Origin of the sequence: Clostridium sp. J1101437_171009_A5 (assembly GCF_015547905.1) — a bacterium.
GTDB classification, from domain to species: Bacteria; Bacillota; Clostridia; order Oscillospirales; family Oscillospiraceae; genus Pseudoflavonifractor_A; species Pseudoflavonifractor_A gallinarum.
The window spans coordinates 666,245-684,095 of the sequence record NZ_JADMVY010000001.1; the positions used below are offsets into that span (position 1 = coordinate 666,245).

At 61.3% G+C, this 17,851-nt stretch carries 13 protein-coding genes; 3 read left to right on the forward strand and 10 right to left on the reverse strand.

Annotation, left to right across the window (positions count from 1 at the left end):
* Positions 1-744: 744 nt before the first annotated feature.
* A complete protein-coding gene (locus I2C21_RS03395) occupies positions 745-1,287 on the reverse strand; it encodes an NADH peroxidase (RefSeq protein ID WP_101693913.1) in 543 nt (180 codons plus the stop codon).
* A gap of 237 nt (positions 1,288-1,524) precedes the next feature.
* Between I2C21_RS03395 and I2C21_RS03400 the strand changes: the two genes are divergently transcribed.
* Positions 1,525-1,800 (forward strand): metal-sensing transcriptional repressor, encoded by a 276-nt coding sequence (locus I2C21_RS03400; RefSeq protein WP_101693914.1) that lies wholly within the window; start codon positions 1,525-1,527, stop codon positions 1,798-1,800.
* A gap of 142 nt (positions 1,801-1,942) precedes the next feature.
* Complete coding sequence (locus I2C21_RS03405) at positions 1,943-3,817, forward strand: heavy metal translocating P-type ATPase (RefSeq protein WP_195278475.1); 1,875 nt, start codon at positions 1,943-1,945, stop codon at positions 3,815-3,817.
* A 52-nt stretch (positions 3,818-3,869) separates the two neighbouring features.
* Here I2C21_RS03405 and I2C21_RS03410 read toward each other — a convergent pair whose 3' ends face one another.
* From I2C21_RS03410 to I2C21_RS03425, 4 genes are read right to left on the reverse strand one after another with little or no spacing between them, the layout of a single operon-like run.
* The gene (locus I2C21_RS03410) at positions 3,870-4,499 is read right to left on the reverse strand and encodes a ribonuclease M5 (protein ID WP_101693916.1); all 630 of its coding nucleotides are present in this window, start codon (positions 4,497-4,499) and stop codon (positions 3,870-3,872) included.
* A gap of 27 nt (positions 4,500-4,526) precedes the next feature.
* Positions 4,527-5,570, reverse strand: coding sequence for a DNA polymerase III subunit delta (gene holA, locus I2C21_RS03415; RefSeq protein WP_186962941.1), 1,044 nt, complete (start codon positions 5,568-5,570; stop codon positions 4,527-4,529).
* 18 nt (positions 5,571-5,588) lie between these two features.
* Positions 5,589-7,874, reverse strand: coding sequence for a DNA internalization-related competence protein ComEC/Rec2 (locus I2C21_RS03420; protein WP_195278476.1), 2,286 nt, complete (start codon positions 7,872-7,874; stop codon positions 5,589-5,591).
* Entirely contained in the window at positions 7,867-9,303 is a 1,437-nt protein-coding gene (locus tag I2C21_RS03425; RefSeq protein WP_195278477.1) for an AAA family ATPase, read from the reverse strand. Before I2C21_RS03425 ends, I2C21_RS03420 begins: the two co-directional genes overlap by 8 nt.
* Positions 9,304-9,517: 214 nt before the next feature.
* On the opposite strand from I2C21_RS03425, the gene I2C21_RS03430 reads away from it, so the two are divergent.
* Complete coding sequence (locus I2C21_RS03430; protein ID WP_195278478.1) at positions 9,518-10,459, forward strand: immunoglobulin-like domain-containing protein; 942 nt, start codon at positions 9,518-9,520, stop codon at positions 10,457-10,459.
* Positions 10,460-10,546: 87 nt separating this feature from the next.
* Here I2C21_RS03430 and I2C21_RS03435 read toward each other — a convergent pair whose 3' ends face one another.
* The 5 genes from I2C21_RS03435 to I2C21_RS03455 form a co-directional block, all read right to left on the reverse strand.
* Entirely contained in the window at positions 10,547-12,142 is a 1,596-nt protein-coding gene (locus I2C21_RS03435) for a sensor histidine kinase (protein WP_195278479.1), read from the reverse strand.
* Positions 12,132-12,806 (reverse strand): response regulator transcription factor, encoded by a 675-nt coding sequence (locus I2C21_RS03440; protein WP_195278480.1) that lies wholly within the window; start codon positions 12,804-12,806, stop codon positions 12,132-12,134. Before I2C21_RS03440 ends, I2C21_RS03435 begins: the two co-directional genes overlap by 11 nt.
* A gap of 65 nt (positions 12,807-12,871) precedes the next feature.
* The gene (locus I2C21_RS03445) at positions 12,872-14,008 is read right to left on the reverse strand and encodes a glycosyltransferase (protein ID WP_195278481.1); all 1,137 of its coding nucleotides are present in this window, start codon (positions 14,006-14,008) and stop codon (positions 12,872-12,874) included.
* Positions 14,009-14,184: 176 nt separating this feature from the next.
* Entirely contained in the window at positions 14,185-15,270 is a 1,086-nt protein-coding gene (locus I2C21_RS03450) for a hypothetical protein (RefSeq protein ID WP_193536156.1), read from the reverse strand.
* 132 nt (positions 15,271-15,402) lie between these two features.
* Positions 15,403-17,850: an O-antigen ligase family protein gene (locus I2C21_RS03455; protein WP_195278482.1), complete on the reverse strand. Its 2,448-nt coding sequence runs from the start codon at positions 17,848-17,850 to the stop codon at positions 15,403-15,405.
* Position 17,851 lies beyond the last annotated feature (1 nt).

Genomic DNA, 17,851 nt, shown 5'->3' on the forward strand with positions numbered 1-17,851 from the left:
TCTCGGGAGACCGCCTTGTGCGGTCTCCCGTTTTTTGCACTTGTCCACATTGTCCACCGTGTTTTCCACATGATATAGTATTGTAAATTGTCGCAGTCTCAAAATACGGTATTTTTCGCTTTGTTTTTACTTTTTTTACCATTCTAGGACAGGAATCCGTGCACCGCGGAACTCAGCAGATCCTCCACAAACACTATCCAGTCAGGATATTGTATTGACCACAGAAAACATCGGAGACTATATCACATTCAGCGGCGAATATACCCATTCTTATCGCATCGAGTGCGACCGAAATACCAACCGTTTAACAGGAAGCTGTGATTTTACCGTCGTCTCTGTGAGCACACATACATTTCAGATTAACAGCCTGACGCAAGTCTGGTAATTGCACCTGTGAATGTCAAAAAAGTGTGAAGAGCGGAAAAGTTGCACACCAAGTTGCACACTTCGGCATCACAAGCGCAAAAAGAGAAGGAACCGGTTTCCCGATTCCCTCTCGAAAAGTACCTATTTATCCGGTTTGGATTAGCCGAAGTAACGCTTCAGCAGGCCCTCGAAAGCCTTGCCGTGGCGGGCAATCCCCATGAGATAAGTCCCATGGGGACCCCAATGATTTCATCTGCTCGGGCGGAGTGAATCCGCCCGGCATCGAGGTTTTGGCTTCGCCAAAACGCTCGGTGACGAGGCCCGCCACGACAAAAAAGTTCCCCGGTCCATTGGACCGGGGAACCCTTGCTTCATAGATTAGCCGAAGTAACGCTTCAGCAGGCCCTCGAAAGCCTTGCCGTGGCGGGCCTCGTCGCGGGCCATCTCGTGGACGGTGTCATGGATGGCGTCCAGGTTGTGCTGCTTGGCCAGCTTAGCCAGGTCGGTCTTGCCCTGGGTAGCGCCGTTCTCGGCGTCCACACGCATCTCCAGGTTCTTCTTGGTGGAAGCGGTCACGACCTCGCCCAGCAGCTCAGCAAACTTAGCGGCGTGCTCAGCCTCCTCATAGGCGGCCTTCTCCCAGTACAGACCGATCTCGGGGTAACCCTCGCGATGAGCCACGCGGGCCATAGCCAGGTACATACCGACCTCGGTGCACTCGCCCTGGAAGTTCTCACGCAGGCCCTGCATGATCTCCTCGGGAGCGCCCTGAGCCACGCCCACCACGTGCTCGGAAGCCCAGCTCTTCTCGCCGGCCTGCTCAACGAACTTCTCCTTGGGGGCCTTGCAGATGGGGCAGATGTCGGGAGCGGACTCACCCTCGTGGACGTAACCGCAGACAGAGCAAACAAACTTCTTCATAAAATGTTCCTCCTAAATAAAATTCTATTTCTCCAAAACAGTTGTGGTTTATAATCAGTAATGATTATCATTTACAGTTATTAAGATACCACGCAATTGCCCATTCGTCAAGTGTTTTTTTCTTTTTTGCCAAAATATTTTTTATGCCCGCCTGTCCTTTGCCAGCCCGTCTCTTTACATCCTTCTTTTTTCTATGATAAAATGAATCATCTTCGCGGACAGAAAGCAGGTAAGCGCATGAAACAATGTATGGACTCCGCCAATTTACACCGCAGGCTGAAAAAAATCATCGGTCAGCTCCAGGCCATTGATAAAATGGTGGACGAGGATGTCCCCTGTGAGGATGTCCTGGTCCAGATCAATGCCGCCAAAAGTGCTCTGCACAAAGTCGGGCAGGTCGTATTGGAGGGACATCTGAACCACTGTGTGCGTGACGGCATCGAACATGGAGATGCCGATAAGACCATTGCGGAATTTGCCAAAGCCATCGAGCATTTCTCCCGTATGAGCTGATGCTCCCTTCTATTATACCCATTTTCACAAGAGACTGCCAGTCCAAACGGACTGGCTCTCTTCTTTTTTCTTGACTACCCATACCCCTATGGGTATAATAAGGGCATCCCGGGTCATTTCTTTTCAGAAAGGACGATTTTATATGCGTTCCTCTCCCCTTTCGATCCTCTTGGATGAGAGCAAGCGCGCCCTTCTCTTTCTCCTCCTGTCCGGCGCTGCTCTGTTGGTCAGCTTTCTGTTTCCTGGCGCACTCCCCATCGATCCCGCCTGGCTTTCCATCCTTCTGTGCGGTATTCCCATCCTCAAAGAGGCCGCCGAGGGGCTCTTTACCCGCTTTGACATTAAGGCTGACCTGCTGGTCTCCCTGGCTCTGATCGCCTCCGTCCTGATCGGCGAGATCTTTGCCGCAGGAGAAGTGGCCTTTATCATGCAGATCGGCTCTCTTTTGGAGGAGCGCACCGTAGCCAAAGCCCGGGCCGGAATCGAGAAGCTGGTCCATCTCACCCCCCGCACCGCCCGCCGAATCCTGGACGGTTCCGAGGAGATCCTCCCTGCGGAGGAGGTGCGCATCGGCGACCACCTCCGGGTCCTGCCCGGGGAAACCATCCCCGTGGACGGCACCATTCTCTCCGGCGCCTCGGCGGTCAATCAGGCGGTCATGACCGGAGAATCGCTCCCGGTAGACAAGGGACCGGGCGATCCGGTCTCCAGCGGCACCGTCAATCAATTCGGCTCCTTTGACATGGTTGCCACCCGGGTGGGCGAGGACAGCTCCATCCAGCGTATGGTCCGCCTGGTCCAGTCTGCCGACGCTGGAAAGGCCAAGATCGTTGGGCTGGCCGACCGCTGGGCCACCTGGATCGTGGTGATCGCCCTGACCGCAGCCGCCCTCACCTGGGCACTGACCGGTCAGGCCATCCGCGCCGTCACCATTCTGGTGGTCTTCTGCCCCTGCGCCCTGGTGCTGGCCACCCCCACTGCCATTATGGCTGCCATTGGCAACGCCACCCGGCACGGCTTTCTTGTGCGGGAGGGCGACGCGCTGGAACGCCTCTCCACCGTCACCCGGGTCGCCTTTGACAAGACGGGCACCCTGACCCGCGGCACCCTCTCTGTGGCGTCGGTCCGCCCGCTGGACGATGCCTGCTCGGAAGAGGCCCTCTATGCCCTTTGTGCCCGGGCGGAGTGCCGCTCCGAACACCCCCTTGGCAAGGCCGTCGTACAGGGGTGGATGGCCCGCGGCAATCCCCTCCCCACGCCTCCCGCCGCCTTTGAGATGGTCCTGGGCCAGGGAGTCCGCGCCACAGTAGACGGTCAGGAGATCCTGGCCGGTAACCAGCTCCTTCTGGAACGGGCCGGATGTGTCCTTCCGCCTCACCTTTTCTCCGAGGCCCATGCGATGCAGCAGACCGGCTGCACCGTCATCTATGTGGCCTCCGGACAGACGGTCCTGGGTTTCCTGGCCCTGTCCGACACCCTCCGCCCGGATGCGGCGGATACCATCTCCCGGCTCCGCCAGGCGGGCAGTACTCCTGTGCTCCTCACCGGCGACCACGCGGAGGCCGCCCACGCAATCGCAGCCCAGCTCGGCATCACGGAGGTCCACGCCGGCTGTCTTCCGGAGGATAAGCTCCGCCAGATCCGTGCCTACCAGTCCAGCGGGCAGCCGGTGTGCATGGTGGGAGACGGCATCAACGACGCCCCAGCCCTGAAAACCGCCCTGGTGGGCATTGCCATGGGCGGCGTGGGCAGCGATCTGGCCGTGGAGGCCGCCGACATCGCCCTGGTCAATGACGCCATCCATGAGCTCCCCCATCTGCTGCGCCTCTCCCGGCGCATGATGCGCACGATCCGGTGGAATCTGGTCCTCTCCATGACGCTGAACTTTGTTGCCATCGCCCTTGCCATCCACGGGGATCTCAGCCCGGTGGTGGGCGCTCTGGTCCACAACGCCGGCTCGGTGCTGGTGATCCTCAACTCCTCCCTGCTCCTCCCGTGGCACGGAACGGACCAATAATCTCCTCTTACAACAAATGAGGGACGCGTTTTGGTACGCGTCCCTCGTTCTTTTATATCTCGTTCGGAGGGTTCTCCTGCCCCTCCCGGTCCAGCGCCTCCACCGCCCGGCGGTAGGCCTCATAGCCGTACAGCCGGTTGAGCACTTCCACCAGCGCGTTGGCGGTGAGGTGCTCAGGCAGGTCTAACGCCCGCTGGAGGGCACGGCGCCGCTCGGCCGATCCGGCGCCCCCGGTGAGCCCGTCCCGCATCAGGTCGGCCTTTGTGACCGGCCGCCCGGCCGGGGCAGCCTCTCCCGTCCCGTCCAGAAAGGTGGCGCCCGCCCGGCGCAGGACCTCCTCCAGGACCTGGGGACGCATCCCCTCCACGCCCAGCTTCCCCTCTTTTCCCGGCTGGCGCTTGCGCCGCTCCTTGCCGTACCGGTCCGGGATATAGGCGTGCTTGACCTGATGGGGCGGAATGCTCCCCTTGAGGAAATTCCGGATGACAAATCCCGCGCCGTCCGAGTCGGTCAGGATGATGAGCCCCCGCTCCTCCGCCAGCTTCCGCAGGAAGGCCAGCTGTTCCCCGTCCTTGAAGATGCCAAAGCCCGAGGTCTCCACGATGAGCGCGTCCACCACCTGGGACAGGGTATGTTTGTCATAGCGGCCCTCCACCACGATTGCCTCCCGGATATGCAGCATAATTGGTTCTCCTCTCTGTGGGTTCTCCTATCGCCGGTCCCGGGCGGGCATAGCCAGCTCCATCAGAAGCCCGATGAGCAGCTCCTCTCCGTCCGCGCCGGTGGACTTCATGGCCAGATCCACCTCGCCGCACCGGATGACCGCCCGGCGGCACCAGGAGAGGGAGAATTTCCGCGCTGCGTTCATCAGCTTTTCCGCCGGATAGGAGTTGCGCATGCCCCACTGCTCCATGAGGTAAGCGGTCCCCTTCCGGTGCTCCAGGGCCAGCCGGGCCGAGTAGAGCTGCCGGATCTGCTTGCCCAGCACAGCCAGCAGCTTGATGGGGGCCTCCTGCATGTGGAAAAGGTCCCCCAGCACCGACGCCGCCCGGTCAAAATTTCCCGCGGCAATGGCGTCGGTCATCTGAAAGACTACCGCGTCCAACTGGGGGGTGGCCACCGCGTCGATGTCGGCCCGGGTGACCCGGTGCCCCTTGGCATAGGCCCCGATCTTGCCGATCTCCGAGATCAGGCCGTTCATCAGGTCCCCGCAGAGGAACATCAGATACTTGGCGTCCTCGGTACCGATGTCATGGTCCAGCGCCCGGAACCGGCGGGAGATCCAGTCCACCAGATCGTTTTGTCCCTGCCGGTTGAAGGGGACCACGCTCCCCCGGTTCTTGAGCAGTCCCGCCAGCTTGGTGCGGGCGTCGGCCTTGTACTCGATCAGGTCGTAGACAAAGACCAGGCACACATACTCCGGCAGGTCGGAGAGGACCCGGATCAGGCCCTCCTTGTCTCCCTTATAGATGTCGTAGTCGTTGACCACGATGAGGGTGCGCTCGCTCATCATGGGCAGGCAGTCCACCATCTCCTGGAGCTTTTTTACGTCAAATTCCTTCCCCGTCAGGGTGTGGAGGTTGAACTCCTCCATCCCCGCCGGCAGGAGCTTCTGGCGCATCTTTCCCAGATAGAAATCCCGCAGGTAGGACTCCTCCCCGTGGAACACGTAGAGGGAGCCGATGGTCCCGGCGGCGATATCCTTTTTCAGCTGTTTATAGGCGGTGTCATCCGCCTTTGCTTTGGGGGCCATGGGCCGCCCTCCTTTCTGTTATTCCCGTGCCCGGAAGGTGATGGTACCCATCCAGTCCGTGCGGTAAATGGCACATCCCGCCGCCTCCAGCCGGGCAAGGGTCTCGGGCGCGGGGTGTCCATAGGAGTTATATCCCACCGAGAGGACGGCGTACTCCGGCCGGACCGCCTCCAGCAGGCGTTCCGAAGAGGCGTATTTGGAGCCGTGGTGTCCTGCGATCAGCACATCCACATCGGGCAGCGCGCCGTACTTCACCAGCCGCTCCTCCAGGACCGTATTCATATCCCCGGTCAGAAGGGCGTCAAAGGTGTCCGTGGAGGCCAGCAGAGACAGCCCCTCCTCGTTGCCTCCCCCGTCTCCCATGGGACGGTAGATCTGTATGTCGGCCTGTCCCAGAGTGAGCTGCGCGTTCTCGTCCAGCAGCAGAACCTGGGTACCATGCGCTTCTACCTCGGAGAGCAGCGCCTGCCGCTCCGGGCTCTCCTCCTCTACATCGGGTGCAATCAGCAATTCCACTTCCATGCGCTCCAGCAGCTGCTCCACTCCGTTGGTGTGGTCGGCGTGAAAATGGGTCAGGATGAGTGCATCCAGCCGCGTCACGCCCCGGCTCTGGAAGTAGTCGGCAGCCACATCGCCGCTGTTGTCCCAGCCGCTGCCGCCGCAGTCCACCAGCGCGGCGCGCCCCTGGGAGAAGAGGGCCACACTCTGCCCCTGTCCCACATCCAGAACCGAGAGGGTCAGTCCGGCCAGTCGCAGCTCGGCCGCGCCGCACATCAGGGCAGCGCACAGGGAGAGGACTCCGGCACACAGTGGGATGACCGGCCGGATAGATCTCCCCGGCCCTCTCCGCAAAATCGCCCACAAAATCAACATGGTATAGAGCAGGATGAGCCATCCCCGCAGATAGACGCTGTCCAGTGGCACCGCGGCCAGTGGAAAGCGGCTCATTCCACGCACCACCCACAGCACATACCGCCCGGGCAGCGCAAACACCTCTCCCAGAAAACCGGCCAGGGCAGGGGCAAAGGTCCCCAGCACCGCCACGCCCAGGCCGCCTGCAAAGCACACCGCCACCGCGCCCAGCACCATCAGATTGGCCAGCGGCGCCACCAGCGAGAGTTCCCCAAAATAGATCACCAGCAGCGGTGTGGTAAAGAGCAGGGCCCCCAACGTGGTGGCCAGTGAGGCCGCCAGTACCCGGAAGGCCTGTTTTCCCCATCGCCGCAGCCCCCGGGTCCGGCGGGGCAGCCACCAGGTCCAGCACTCATAGAGCCGCTGCGCGCACAGCTGTATTCCGGCCACCGAGGCGAAGGAGAGCTGCAATCCGATCCCGGCTCCGGCATAGGGATTCTGGAGCAGCAGAAGGAGGAGGGCCAGCGACAGGGAGGTGGGTCCATCTCCCTCCCGCTCCACCAGGGGTGCAATCAGCAGCATGGTCTGGAGAAATGCGGCCCGCAGCACCGAGGGGGTATAGCCCGCGATCCCCGCAAAGACCGCCATGAGCAAAATGGTCAGCACCGCCGTGCGGCGGCGTCCCCGGCCCAGCAGGCGCAGGGCCACCCCGGCCAGGAAGGAGACATGCAGGCCGGACACCGCCACCACATGGGCCGTCCCGGTCCGCTGAAAAGCGGTGTAGGTGGCATCATCCAGTCCGCTCTTGTCCCCGGTCACCAGACCGGAGACCAGCCCTGCCACATCGGCCGGGAAGGAGCGGGCGATCTGTTCCTTCAGATGCCGCGCCCAGAAGGCGGGCCAGTACCGGAAGGGAACCCGCTCCGAACCGTCCACCTCCAACGCACCCCGGAGGCTGCCGGTGAGAAAGATCCCCCTGGCATAGAAGGTGTCGCTCTCCTCCCCGCCCACGGTGTGGGCCAGTTCCAGCGCGGCACTGCCCCGCACCGTGTCCCCCGGCCGCAGGGTCAGGAGCGACTCATCTCCATAGAGCACCGCCCCCAGCACCGTTCCGTTCTCCGCCGGGAGGGCAATCTCCACCGATGCGCCATACCGCGTGGCCGCAGGCCAGTCAGTCACCACAGCCGTGAACGTATGCGCGCTTCCGCTCATCTGCCGGGCAGGCGCCAGAGTGCGGCCCTGATAGAGGGCCGTCCACAGGAACCCGGCTGCCAGTCCAAAACAGCTCAGCCGGACCAGCAGCATGCGTCCCTTTCCCTCCCGCAGGAGCAGACCCAGGCCCAGACACAGACACCCGATCCCCAGCGGCAGCAGCCATCGCTCCGGCAGCAGCAAAACGGCGAGCAGGATGGCCCCTGAGCAGGGCGCTGCAAAGGAGGCCAGCTTACGCACCCTCGCGCTCCCGCTCCTCTTCCAGATCGGCCCGGCACAGGGCCATCAGCTCCTCCCGGCTGGGGGATTCCATCTGCGCCACCCGGTCGGCCTGCCGGGCCACCGCTTTTTCAAAGACATTGCGCACCTCACGGGCGTTTCCGAAATTCTCATCCCGCTCGGCATAGAGGGCCTGAAAGAGTTCTTTTGCATAGGCCTGGGCGTCCTCGTCCAATGTATATCCATTTTTCCGGCACATGGACTGAAAAATCTCCACCAGCTGGTCGGCGCTGTAATCGTCAAAATAGAAGTACTTGTTGAAGCGGCTCTCCAGTCCGGGATTGGCGTGAATGAACCGTCCCATCTCCTCGGTATACCCGGCCACGATCACGATCAGATCCTTTCGGTGATCCTCCATGTTTTTGAGCAGGACCTCGATGGCCTCCCGCCCAAAATCACTGGCCTGGTCGGAGGCGGCCAGCGCATAGGCCTCGTCGATAAAGAGCACCCCGCCCAGGGCCCGCTGCACCGCCTCCTGGGTCTTGATGGCGGTCTGCCCCACAAATCCTGCCACCAGGCCGGACCGGTCCACCTCCACCAGCTGTCCCTTGGAGAGCACCCCGATGGCCCGGTAGATCTGGGCCAGCAGGCGGGCCACCGTGGTCTTTCCGGTGCCCGGATTGCCCAAGAAGACCAGATGGAGGGACATGGGAGGCACCGGCAGGCCGTGTTCCTCCCGCAGCTTGCGCACCTTGACCAGGTTGATCAGGCTCTTGACATCGGCCTTGACCTGCTCCAGGCCGCACAGGCTGTCCAGCTCCGCCAGCAGCTCTTCCACGGTGGGGAGGTTCTCCTCCGTCTCCGGCTTCTTCTCCTCCGGCGGCGGGGGGACGGGCTGGGAAGACGCCGGCTTTTCCTCCGCCGGACGGCGGGTGACAAATTCCATCGGGTCCAGGGGCGCCTTCCCCGCTTTGAGACCATCCCCCTCACACAGGGCGGAGAGGGTATCGGCACAGGCCTTGGCAAAGGACGCCTCCTCCGGGCTGACACAGTCGTCCACCGCCGCAAAGAGCAGGATCATCAGAGTAACCAGATCCACAAAGCTCCTGGCCAGAGAAGTGCCGGACACCTTGTCACAGGAGCGCATCCGCACAAAGCAGTCCAGAGGCCGGAAGCCGGGGTACTCGCTCACGGCAGTGCTCAATTCCCAGAAGAGGATGGAGGGGACGGGCTTTCCCGGCTGGTAAATGGCATTGTAGTACTCCACATGCCGCGGAGAGAGGGCTCCGCCATCCCGCTGCCACACCCCCAGGGCGCAGGCCCGGAAAAACACATCGGCCTCCTGTCCCAGCCGCACGCGTAAGACCGGATCGGTGATCTGCCTGGAAAACGCATTTAATCCATCCACATATTGTCTGTGTACCGCCGCGGCGGTCATGGAACCCTTCATCTGCTCCACCTCTTCCGTGGTTATCGTATCTTTTGATTATACTGGAATCCCCCGTCAGATGCAAGGAGGGAGCCCTTTCTCCCGGCGCTCTCTTGGGATTCTCCCAGATTATTAAATTTTCCCGAACATTTCCCCACGACCGTTGACGCACCCTGTATTCCCGTGTAAAATAAAGTTCTGAGAGGATAAAACTTGTCAATCGGAGGGATTTTTTATGGCGCGGACTCCCACCCGCAATCAAATGATCCACTGTGATATCTGCGGCGAAGATTATGCCGCTACTTATAAACGCTGCCCCTTCTGTGATGGCCGTCCGCCGGAGGAGGAGGATGGCCGTCCTTCCCGCCGGGCGGGACGGCGCATGGCCACCAACACCCGGGGCGGCGGCTATTCCAGCGGCCCCACCCCTGCGAAGATCATCAGCACGGTGGTCTCCCTGGCCTTTATCGTGGCCGCGGTCTGCATCGTGGTCTCCATTGTCAAGCCCATGATCGACCGGGGCAACACCACGCCCCTTACCTCGGCCACCCCCGCTCCCTCGGCGAGCGCAGAGGTCTCCCCCTCGCCGGAGGTCTCTCCCTCGCCCACAGTGCCTCCCGATCAGACGGCCACAGGCTTTACGCTGGACCAGAGCGATTTCACACTGCAGAATTACGGCCAGGTCCACACCATCCACGCCACCTTCTCTCCCGGCGGCAGCGTGGGCTATCTGGAGTGGACCAGCAGCAATCCCGATGTGGTCAGCGTGGATGAAAACGGCACGGTCAAGGGACTGGGCAAGTCCGGCGGCGTGAGCAGCGTGACCATTACGGCCACCCTCAAGGGAACGCAGATCTTCCAGACCTGCATCGTCCGGTGCAGCTTTGATGCCCCGGCCGGCGCCGGAGCGAGCACTGCTCCCTCCTCCACGCCCGGCACATCCACCTCCACCAGCAATCCGGTGCTGAATAAGACCGACTTTACCATGCCCAAGGGTACCACGGTACAGATGAGCGTATCGGGTACCACGTCCACGCCCTCCTGGTCCACCGCCAATTCCGCTGTGGCCACGGTGGACAGCAGCGGCCTGGTCTCCATGTTGGGAAAAGGCACCACCACCCTCATCTGCAAGGTGGACGGCAAGGAACTCACCTGTATCGTCCGGTGCAGCGGATAACGATTCCGATTTTGTTGACAGCAAAAGATGCGGCCAGCCCCGTGAAAGGGCTGGCCGCATCTTTTTCCTTGTCAATCGCTTTTCCTGCTATCCCTCCATACGGGGCAGGGTGAGAACAAATTCCGTGCTCCGCCCCGGGCGGGGATGGGGCTCCAGCCGGATCTCTCCTCCGTGGCCCTCCATCACCCGGCGCGTGATGGCCAGGCCCAAGCCGCTTCCCTTTCCGGACCGTGCCTCACTGCCCACCACAAAGGGCTCAAAGATGGTCTGGGCCCGCTCGGGCGGGATGCCGTCCCCGTTGTCCCCCACGCGCAGGAGGACCGTTTTTTCCTCCTGTGTCAGCTCAAAGAACAAGATGGTTCCCAGCCGGTTGTGCCGCAGCGCATTGGAGAGCAGATTATCCAGTACCCGCCGGAACTGCATCCGGTCCAGCGCGCAGAAGACCGCCCTCTCCGGAATGGATATCTCCAGCGTAAAGCCCGCCAGATCGATCTCATCATATTTTCCCGCCAGATAGGCCCGCAGATATTCACACAGATCGGTCCGCTCCAGTTGAAGTACAAACTGCGGATGCTCCACCTTGCTGTATTCGTGGAAGGCATTGATCAATTCCGTCAATCCCTGAGCCCGGCTCTGGATGGCCCGCAAATAGGGCTCCTGTTCTCCGGGCGGCACCTTGCCGTCACAGATGGCGTCCACATAGCCTGCGATCACGGTGATCGGGGTCTTGAGGTCATGGGAAATATCGGCGATGAGCTTCTGCCGCCCCTCATCCAGCCGTTTTCGCTCCCCCTCGCTCTCGGCCAGGCGGTCGGCAAAGCGGTCAAAGCTCTCCCCGATCTGCCGGATCTCCCGGGGGCCGCCGCAGTCTCCCACCCGTACCATCTGCCCTCTGGCCTGCGCCTCCACCGCCTCATTGAGCCGCCGGAGGGGACGGCCGATCTTGCGCCTCATCCAGACGATAAAGGCTCCCGCTGCTGCCAGATAGAGTGGGAGGAAGAGCAGCCAGATCCATCGGGCCGCCAGATAGGACTGGTAGGACTCCTCCGTCCCCATCCGCTTCTCCCGCATCAGGATGGTCCTGCGCTCCCCCTGCGTGTCGGTAAACTCCGCCCGGATCAGCTGGTCCTCGGGAAAACGACGGCCGGAGAGATAGGCATATTCCTCCGGGGTATAACGGCTGCGTCCGTCCCCCAGCCCGCCGAAGATAACCCGGTACTCCTGGTCCAGCAGGGCGGCATCCACGCGCTCCTCCTGGCCGTCCGCCCCCTCTCCATAGAAATGTCGGATGACCAGAAAGCGGCGGCTGCCGTCCTCTGCAAGCTTCTCAAAGGCCTGTGTCTCCACCGAGCTTCCATAGGGTACCACGGTCTCCAAAACCTCTGGAGGGCAGTGTAGATCAAAGTCCTCCTCCGTGGCGTACACCAGTCCACCGTCCGCTCCATACACGGCAAAGGCATCTCCTGCGCCCTTCAAATAATGCCTCAGGCGTTCATAGCTGCCCTCGCTCAGAGCATGATCCCCCAGCAGCCCCGGCCAGTCGGCCGGCTGATACACGTTGAGCAGCCAGGCATTCCAGAGGGCAAAGACGCCTCCGGCCAGCAGGAGCAGCACCAGGGTAAAGAGCAGATAGTTCCGGGCCAGGAGTCCAAAGAGACCGCCCGTTTCCCTTCTATTTTTCAAGCTTATACCCCAATCCACGTACGGTGATGATGTATTGCGGGTGTCTGGGATCATCCTCCAGCTTGTCCCGCAGCTTGGAGATGTGCACCATCATGGTGTTGTCATCCCCCTCAAAATACGTGCCGATGGCCCCTTCGTAGAGCTGGATCTTGGTAAAGATCCGTCCGGGAGAGCGCATCAGCATGGCCAGGATCTTGTACTCCATGGGTGTGAGGAGGATGGGCTCTCCCCGTTTGGTCAGCTGGAAGCTGGCGGTATCCAGCGCCAGGTCCCGCACAGTGAGCACATTCCCGCTGCGCCGCGCCGTCCGGCGGAGCTGGGCCTTGACCCGCGCCGCGATCTCCACCGGATTGAAGGGCTTGGCAATGTAATCGTCCGCCCCCAGATTGAGTCCCAGGATCTTGTCGTTGTCCTGACTCTTGGCTGAGAGGATCAGAATGGGCAGATCGCTGTACTGCCGCAGGGCCCTGGTCAGCTCAAAGCCGTTGAGTCCCGGCATCATGACATCCAGGATGGCCATATCCGGAGTGTGCTCCCGCGCCAGCTCCAGCGCGGCATTCCCATCGGCCGCTTCCAGTACCCGCATCCCCTCCCCCTCCAGGTAGAGGCGCAATAGGCTGCGGATATCCGCATCGTCCTCGGCAATGAGGATCAAAGGCCCCATATTCGATTCCCCCTTGTTATTTTTTTATCTATAAATACTATTTGCATTTCAAAATTCGGCCTTGCTTACCGAACCAAACTTTTCTCCCGGCTCTCCTGGAACAGCGCGGTATAGCAGTCCCAGATCTGAGGCAGCACCTGCTCCAGGCCATACTGCAAAACGGATGCCCGTGTCCGTGCCGCCATTCCATCCCGCAGCCCTGGCTCCTCCAGGAGACGCCGCACCTGCCGGGCAAAGGCCTCGCTGTCCCCATAGGGGTAGAGCAATCCGTTCTGGCCCTCTTCGATCAGATCCACATGTCCCTTGACCGCGCTGGCGATCACCGGGAGCCCCAGATACATAGCCTCCATCACATGGAAGGGGAGCCCTTCGATCCGGCTGGCCGCAGCCGCCGCATCCGCGGCGGCATACCAGGGCGCCATGTGGGTGCAGTATCCTGGAAAAAGGACCCGCTCCTCTACCCCCAGCTCCGCCGCCAGCATCCGGCATTCTTCCAGCAGCGCGCCCTCACCCGGGAGGATCAGATGCACCCGCTCCGGCAGCTCCGCCATGGCCCGGATGAGCACGGCCTGACTCTTCCGCTGGGAGAACTCTGCGGCATAGACCAGTACAAAGTCCTCCTCCTTCAGCCCATACTGGGCCCGCAGCGCCAGTCCCTGCTTCCTGGAGGTCCCATCCAGGCGGGAAAAATCCACCCCCACGCCGGGAACCGAGCCGATCTCCTTTCCCAGGTGGTACCGGTGGGCCAGATTTAGGTCCGCTCGGTTCATCGTGAGGAGCAGGTCGGTCTCTCCTGCCGTCAGCTGCTCCGCCGTACGCAGAATGGTCCGCTTCACCGGCGCCATATCGTCATCGAAGAGATAGCCGTGCACCATGTTGATCACCTTGGGCCGCTCCCGCATCCCCTTCACCGCCATACGGGTAAAAAAAGCGGCCAGGGAGGTGTGCGTGGCAATGAGGGCATAGCGCTCCGCCCGGATCTTCCGGCGCAACATCCGGGCGGCGGCCCAATTGGCGGGCGCCGTCATCTTTTTCTCCAGGGGCAGGTGGATCACCTCATCCGCCTCTGGAATGGATGCCGGTGCTCCGCCGCAGGCCACATGGACCACCCACCCCTCCTCCCGGAAACGGCGCAGGTAGGGGCGGTGAAAATGCAGAATATGGGAATATGTAGAGGCCGTAAAGAGTACTTTCTGGCCCATATGCGATCACCTTCTTTCCACACAGCATATCATACCCTCCCCTCTCCCGTCTACTGGAAAAGGACGTCTTTTTCCACAGGGAACAGCAAAAAGCAACCGATGATGATCAAAAAATCAGGGATACAACAGGCGCTGTCCCTGCTGTATCCCTGATTTTCATTGCTCTATGGAATCGGTTAAAGGAAGGCCACACCGTAGTCGTAGAGCACGCCTGCCCCGTCGCTTCCCCGGGTCAGGACCATCTGTACCGCTGTGGATGTGTTTTTGGTCCCATCCGGCAGCAAAACGGAGAAGGTACTCTCCTGGCAGGCGTTCCCGTTCAGTTCCTCTGTATTGCGTACGCTCTCCTGTACCAGATCCGTATAGCCTCCGGCGGAGTCTCGTACCTTGATGCCCACTGTTCCCGTATGCCGCACCCAGGCAATGGCCTTCCGGTAATCCTGGGTCAGCGTGATGTCCTTGCTGGTCACCGTTCCACTGGCCAGACTGTCCGGGGTGTAGATACAGGTATAGCCCATATCACTGTTATTGTCCGCCTTGATCCGGGTGGCTTTGATATAATATTTTCCACCCACATTGCGCAGAACCAACGTATAACTCTGATAGGGCTGGACCCGTATCCCGCCGGAAAACTGGTAGGTCAGCTCAACCACCGCAGTATTGGGGACCACCTGAATGTCGCTGATCCCCAGCGTCTCCTCCCCCAGCTTGATCTCCACCCGAGTCTGCAAATTCTGATTTTCGGAAGAATAGCTGCCGCAGGCCAGGCGCATCTTGATCTGCTGCAGCGTACCAAAGCCGGTTGGGATAAAGCTTGTCTCTTCGGTTTCATATTGCGGTCCGGGCCAGCTGACAAAGACAAACCGCTCCCGGTTCGAATCTCCCCTGTCATCGTACCCAGGCTCCGCCGCAAATCCCGTGCTGAAATTGGGGACATCCGGTAAAATCCGGATCTGCTTCTGGGCTGCATCATGGTAGGCCCCCGGAGTCACGGACGCGAGGAAGCTATCGTCCTGAAAGCCGTCAAAGGCCAGGGCCTGCCGGTATCCGGTCTCTTTCCCCTCATAGTAGTTTTGCAGCATGAGGTTATAGACCTCCAGTCCCAGCGGCTTCACCTGCCGCTCCAGCAGGTCGGTCCGACCGGTCAGACCGAGGAGCGTCTCATCCAGAATGCGATTGTCATTATTGAATTCCTCCCGCAGAAAGGAGTCCTCCGCTGCCCATTGGTTGAGGTGAAATCCGGGCGTATATGCGTTTGCCATCAAAATCCCTCCTTACCCTATCCCTCCCCATGGCAGAATGTTGTACGTTTCCGTACACGGAACGGGCAGAAAAAATCGGCGGGCCCCAAAAAGGGGCCCGCCGGTCCGGTATAGCGATGATTTGCACAGGGCTCAGGGCTGGGCGCCCATGGCCGCAAGCAGCGCCAGAGCCGCCTCTCCGGTGACTCCTGTCTCATCCAGCGCTTTCATCTGTTCTACAAAGGCCTGGTTCTCCTCACTGAGCGTGATCTGCTCCAGGCGTCCGGCATTGTACTCCTCCAGCATCTGCCAGGTAAGGAGGATCTGGTCCACATACCAGTCGATCTGTCCGATCCGGTCTTTGTCCTCCTCCGCACTCCAGGGGAAGATCTCCCGATAGAGGTCAAATTCCTCCTGCCAGGTCTCGACCACCGACGCCTTCTGGGGAATGCCCTCCCGGGAGGCTGCAAAGAGCTCCTCGTACTGTCCCAGGTCGGCATAGTGGTACTTCTCCAGGCTGTAATTGACGGAATGGATCTTCAGACGGCGCAGCTCCCGGGCATACTCTGCCGCCCGCTCCCGGAATTCAGGCACCTCGGATGTGGCCGCGTTGACTGCCATATCCAGCTTGTACTGGGCCCAGCCGTAGTGGTCCCGGGCAGCCAGATTGCTCATGGTATAGGGGGTCTGTTCCCGGACTCCCGCCTGGATCTCCTCATACTGACGGCTGGCGGTAATATAGTTGAACACAAACCAGCCAAAGACCAGCTGGAAGAGCCACAGTCCGCCCAGCGCGATCCATCCGGCCGCTTTTCCGCTCAGCTTGGCGACCGGCCGGCCATAGCAGACCGCCATCACGCCCAGCAGCAGCAGCGCAAGGGCCTGATAGGCGCTGATGGACCAGACGGCCTCCACCGCCCCGTGGAGGGCCAGCATGGCCAGACAGGCCAGCAGGGTGGACAGGAGCAGATCCTCCTCTCCCTCCCGGCGGCGGCGCAGCAGCATCACGGCGCTGCTGCCCAGCATGGTCAGGAACACCAGCAGTCCGGGAATGCCCATCTCAGCCAGCACCTGAATATAGTGGTTGTGCACATAGCGGCTGGCGTAGTAGAAGCTCTGGACCTGGGTGACCATGCCCTCCACACAGCCCAGACCGTTTCCGATGATGGGGCTCTCCTGGTAGATCTTCAGACCATCCCGCCAGAATTCCACACGCTGGATGGCGTTCTGGTTGGCCCAGAGGCCCTGAATACGGTTTGCCGCAAACTCCGGCAGCAGCAGGTAACCCAGCCGGACCTTTTCTCCGCTGGAGAGAGAGAGGCTCTCCAGATTCGCCCCCTCCGGTGCGCTGAGATTCAGGTAGACCACCTTGGAATCCTCCGGCACAGTGAAGGAGGCCCCCTCCAGATCCCCGGAGTAGAGCACCGTGCTGGTGTGCATGATGGTCTGGGAGGCATTCTGGCTCTCCACCACAACGGAGACCGGTCCCTCCCAGCTTCCCTCCAGCGTATAGGTACCGGGGGCGGGATAGACCGAACGGCGCAGATCCTCACCCGCGTTCAGGGCGATCCCGCCGGAGAGCTGATACCCCAGCACCACATAGGAGACCGCCAGCACCGCCAGCACCGCCACCGTGATCCCGGCGGCCTTTCCGTGGGAGGCGAGGACCGTAGTCAACCGGTCCCCCACCAGGCGCTGCACCCCATAGAGCAGTCCGCCCGCCGCCACGGCAGCAAGAACCGGAAGCATGCCCAGCGCTCCGCTCTTCCCCAGGCCCTGGAAGGCCACAAACATCATCACCAGGGACACGACCGCGTCCTGGGCCATGAGCAGGAAGAGGGACAGCCGCTTCCCGGCCGGGGCAGCCAGCAGATAGAGCAGCACGGACACCATAAACATTGCGATGGCGCCCATACTGAAGGCCAGCAAAAAGCCCAGGGTATTGATCCCCAGCAGCATGCTCGCACCCACACGGCTCCGGGTGGTCCGGGCCGTCATGGCCAGATAAAAGGAGAGCAGTACGCCCAGCGCCAGCATTCCGCCCAGTACGTTGGGGTTCCCCAAAATACCAGTGATACGCACACCCTCCTCATATCCGGTGGACATATACTGGAACTGACAGCCCAGCGCGTCCATCAGGCGGAAGAAGGGGCCTGCCAGCAGCTTGCCCGCGGCGGCGTCCAGGCTCAGCAGGGAAAAGGCCGCCGTCACCGACGCGGTCATGGCTGCCAGCCTGGGGGCGTCCTCCCGCTTGGCGCGCACCAGTACCACACCGTAGACACACAGCGCCGCCAGGATCTTGGAAAACTCCGTCCCCGCGAAGCTGCCGAAACGGCTATACAGGCTGGCCGCCCCATTGAGCAGCAGATAGGCGAATACCGCCAGTACCGGAATGCTCAGCCGCTCTCCCAGACGCTGGGCCGGAGCGCGGCCGATGGAGCAGGCCAAAAAGAGCACGACTGCAGCCACAGCAATATGCTTGTCCGAACCACCCGCCTGGGCCGCCAACAGGAAAAAGAATCCGATCCCGATCAGCGCAAACAGGCCATTGGATCGTGGAACGACCCCCGTCCGGCGGGTGGAGGTATTATGCTTACCCATT

Excerpts from the sequence above, each read along its gene's own strand:
- I2C21_RS03395 (WP_101693913.1), bottom strand. The coding sequence starts at position 1,287 with ATGAAGAAGTTTGTTTGCTCTGTCTGCGGTTACGTCCACGAGGGTGAG.
- I2C21_RS03400 (WP_101693914.1), top strand. The coding sequence starts at position 1,525 with ATGAAACAATGTATGGACTCCGCCAATTTACACCGCAGGCTGAAAAAA.
- I2C21_RS03405 (WP_195278475.1), top strand. The coding sequence starts at position 1,943 with ATGCGTTCCTCTCCCCTTTCGATCCTCTTGGATGAGAGCAAGCGCGCC.
- I2C21_RS03410 (WP_101693916.1), bottom strand. The coding sequence starts at position 4,499 with ATGCTGCATATCCGGGAGGCAATCGTGGTGGAGGGCCGCTATGACAAA.
- holA (WP_186962941.1), bottom strand. The coding sequence starts at position 5,570 with ATGGCCCCCAAAGCAAAGGCGGATGACACCGCCTATAAACAGCTGAAA.
- I2C21_RS03425 (WP_195278477.1), bottom strand. The coding sequence starts at position 9,303 with ATGAAGGGTTCCATGACCGCCGCGGCGGTACACAGACAATATGTGGAT.
- I2C21_RS03430 (WP_195278478.1), top strand. The coding sequence starts at position 9,518 with ATGGCGCGGACTCCCACCCGCAATCAAATGATCCACTGTGATATCTGC.
- I2C21_RS03440 (WP_195278480.1), bottom strand. The coding sequence starts at position 12,806 with ATGGGGCCTTTGATCCTCATTGCCGAGGACGATGCGGATATCCGCAGC.
- I2C21_RS03445 (WP_195278481.1), bottom strand. The coding sequence starts at position 14,008 with ATGGGCCAGAAAGTACTCTTTACGGCCTCTACATATTCCCATATTCTG.
- I2C21_RS03450 (WP_193536156.1), bottom strand. The coding sequence starts at position 15,270 with ATGGCAAACGCATATACGCCCGGATTTCACCTCAACCAATGGGCAGCG.
- I2C21_RS03455 (WP_195278482.1), bottom strand. The coding sequence starts at position 17,850 with ATGGGTAAGCATAATACCTCCACCCGCCGGACGGGGGTCGTTCCACGA.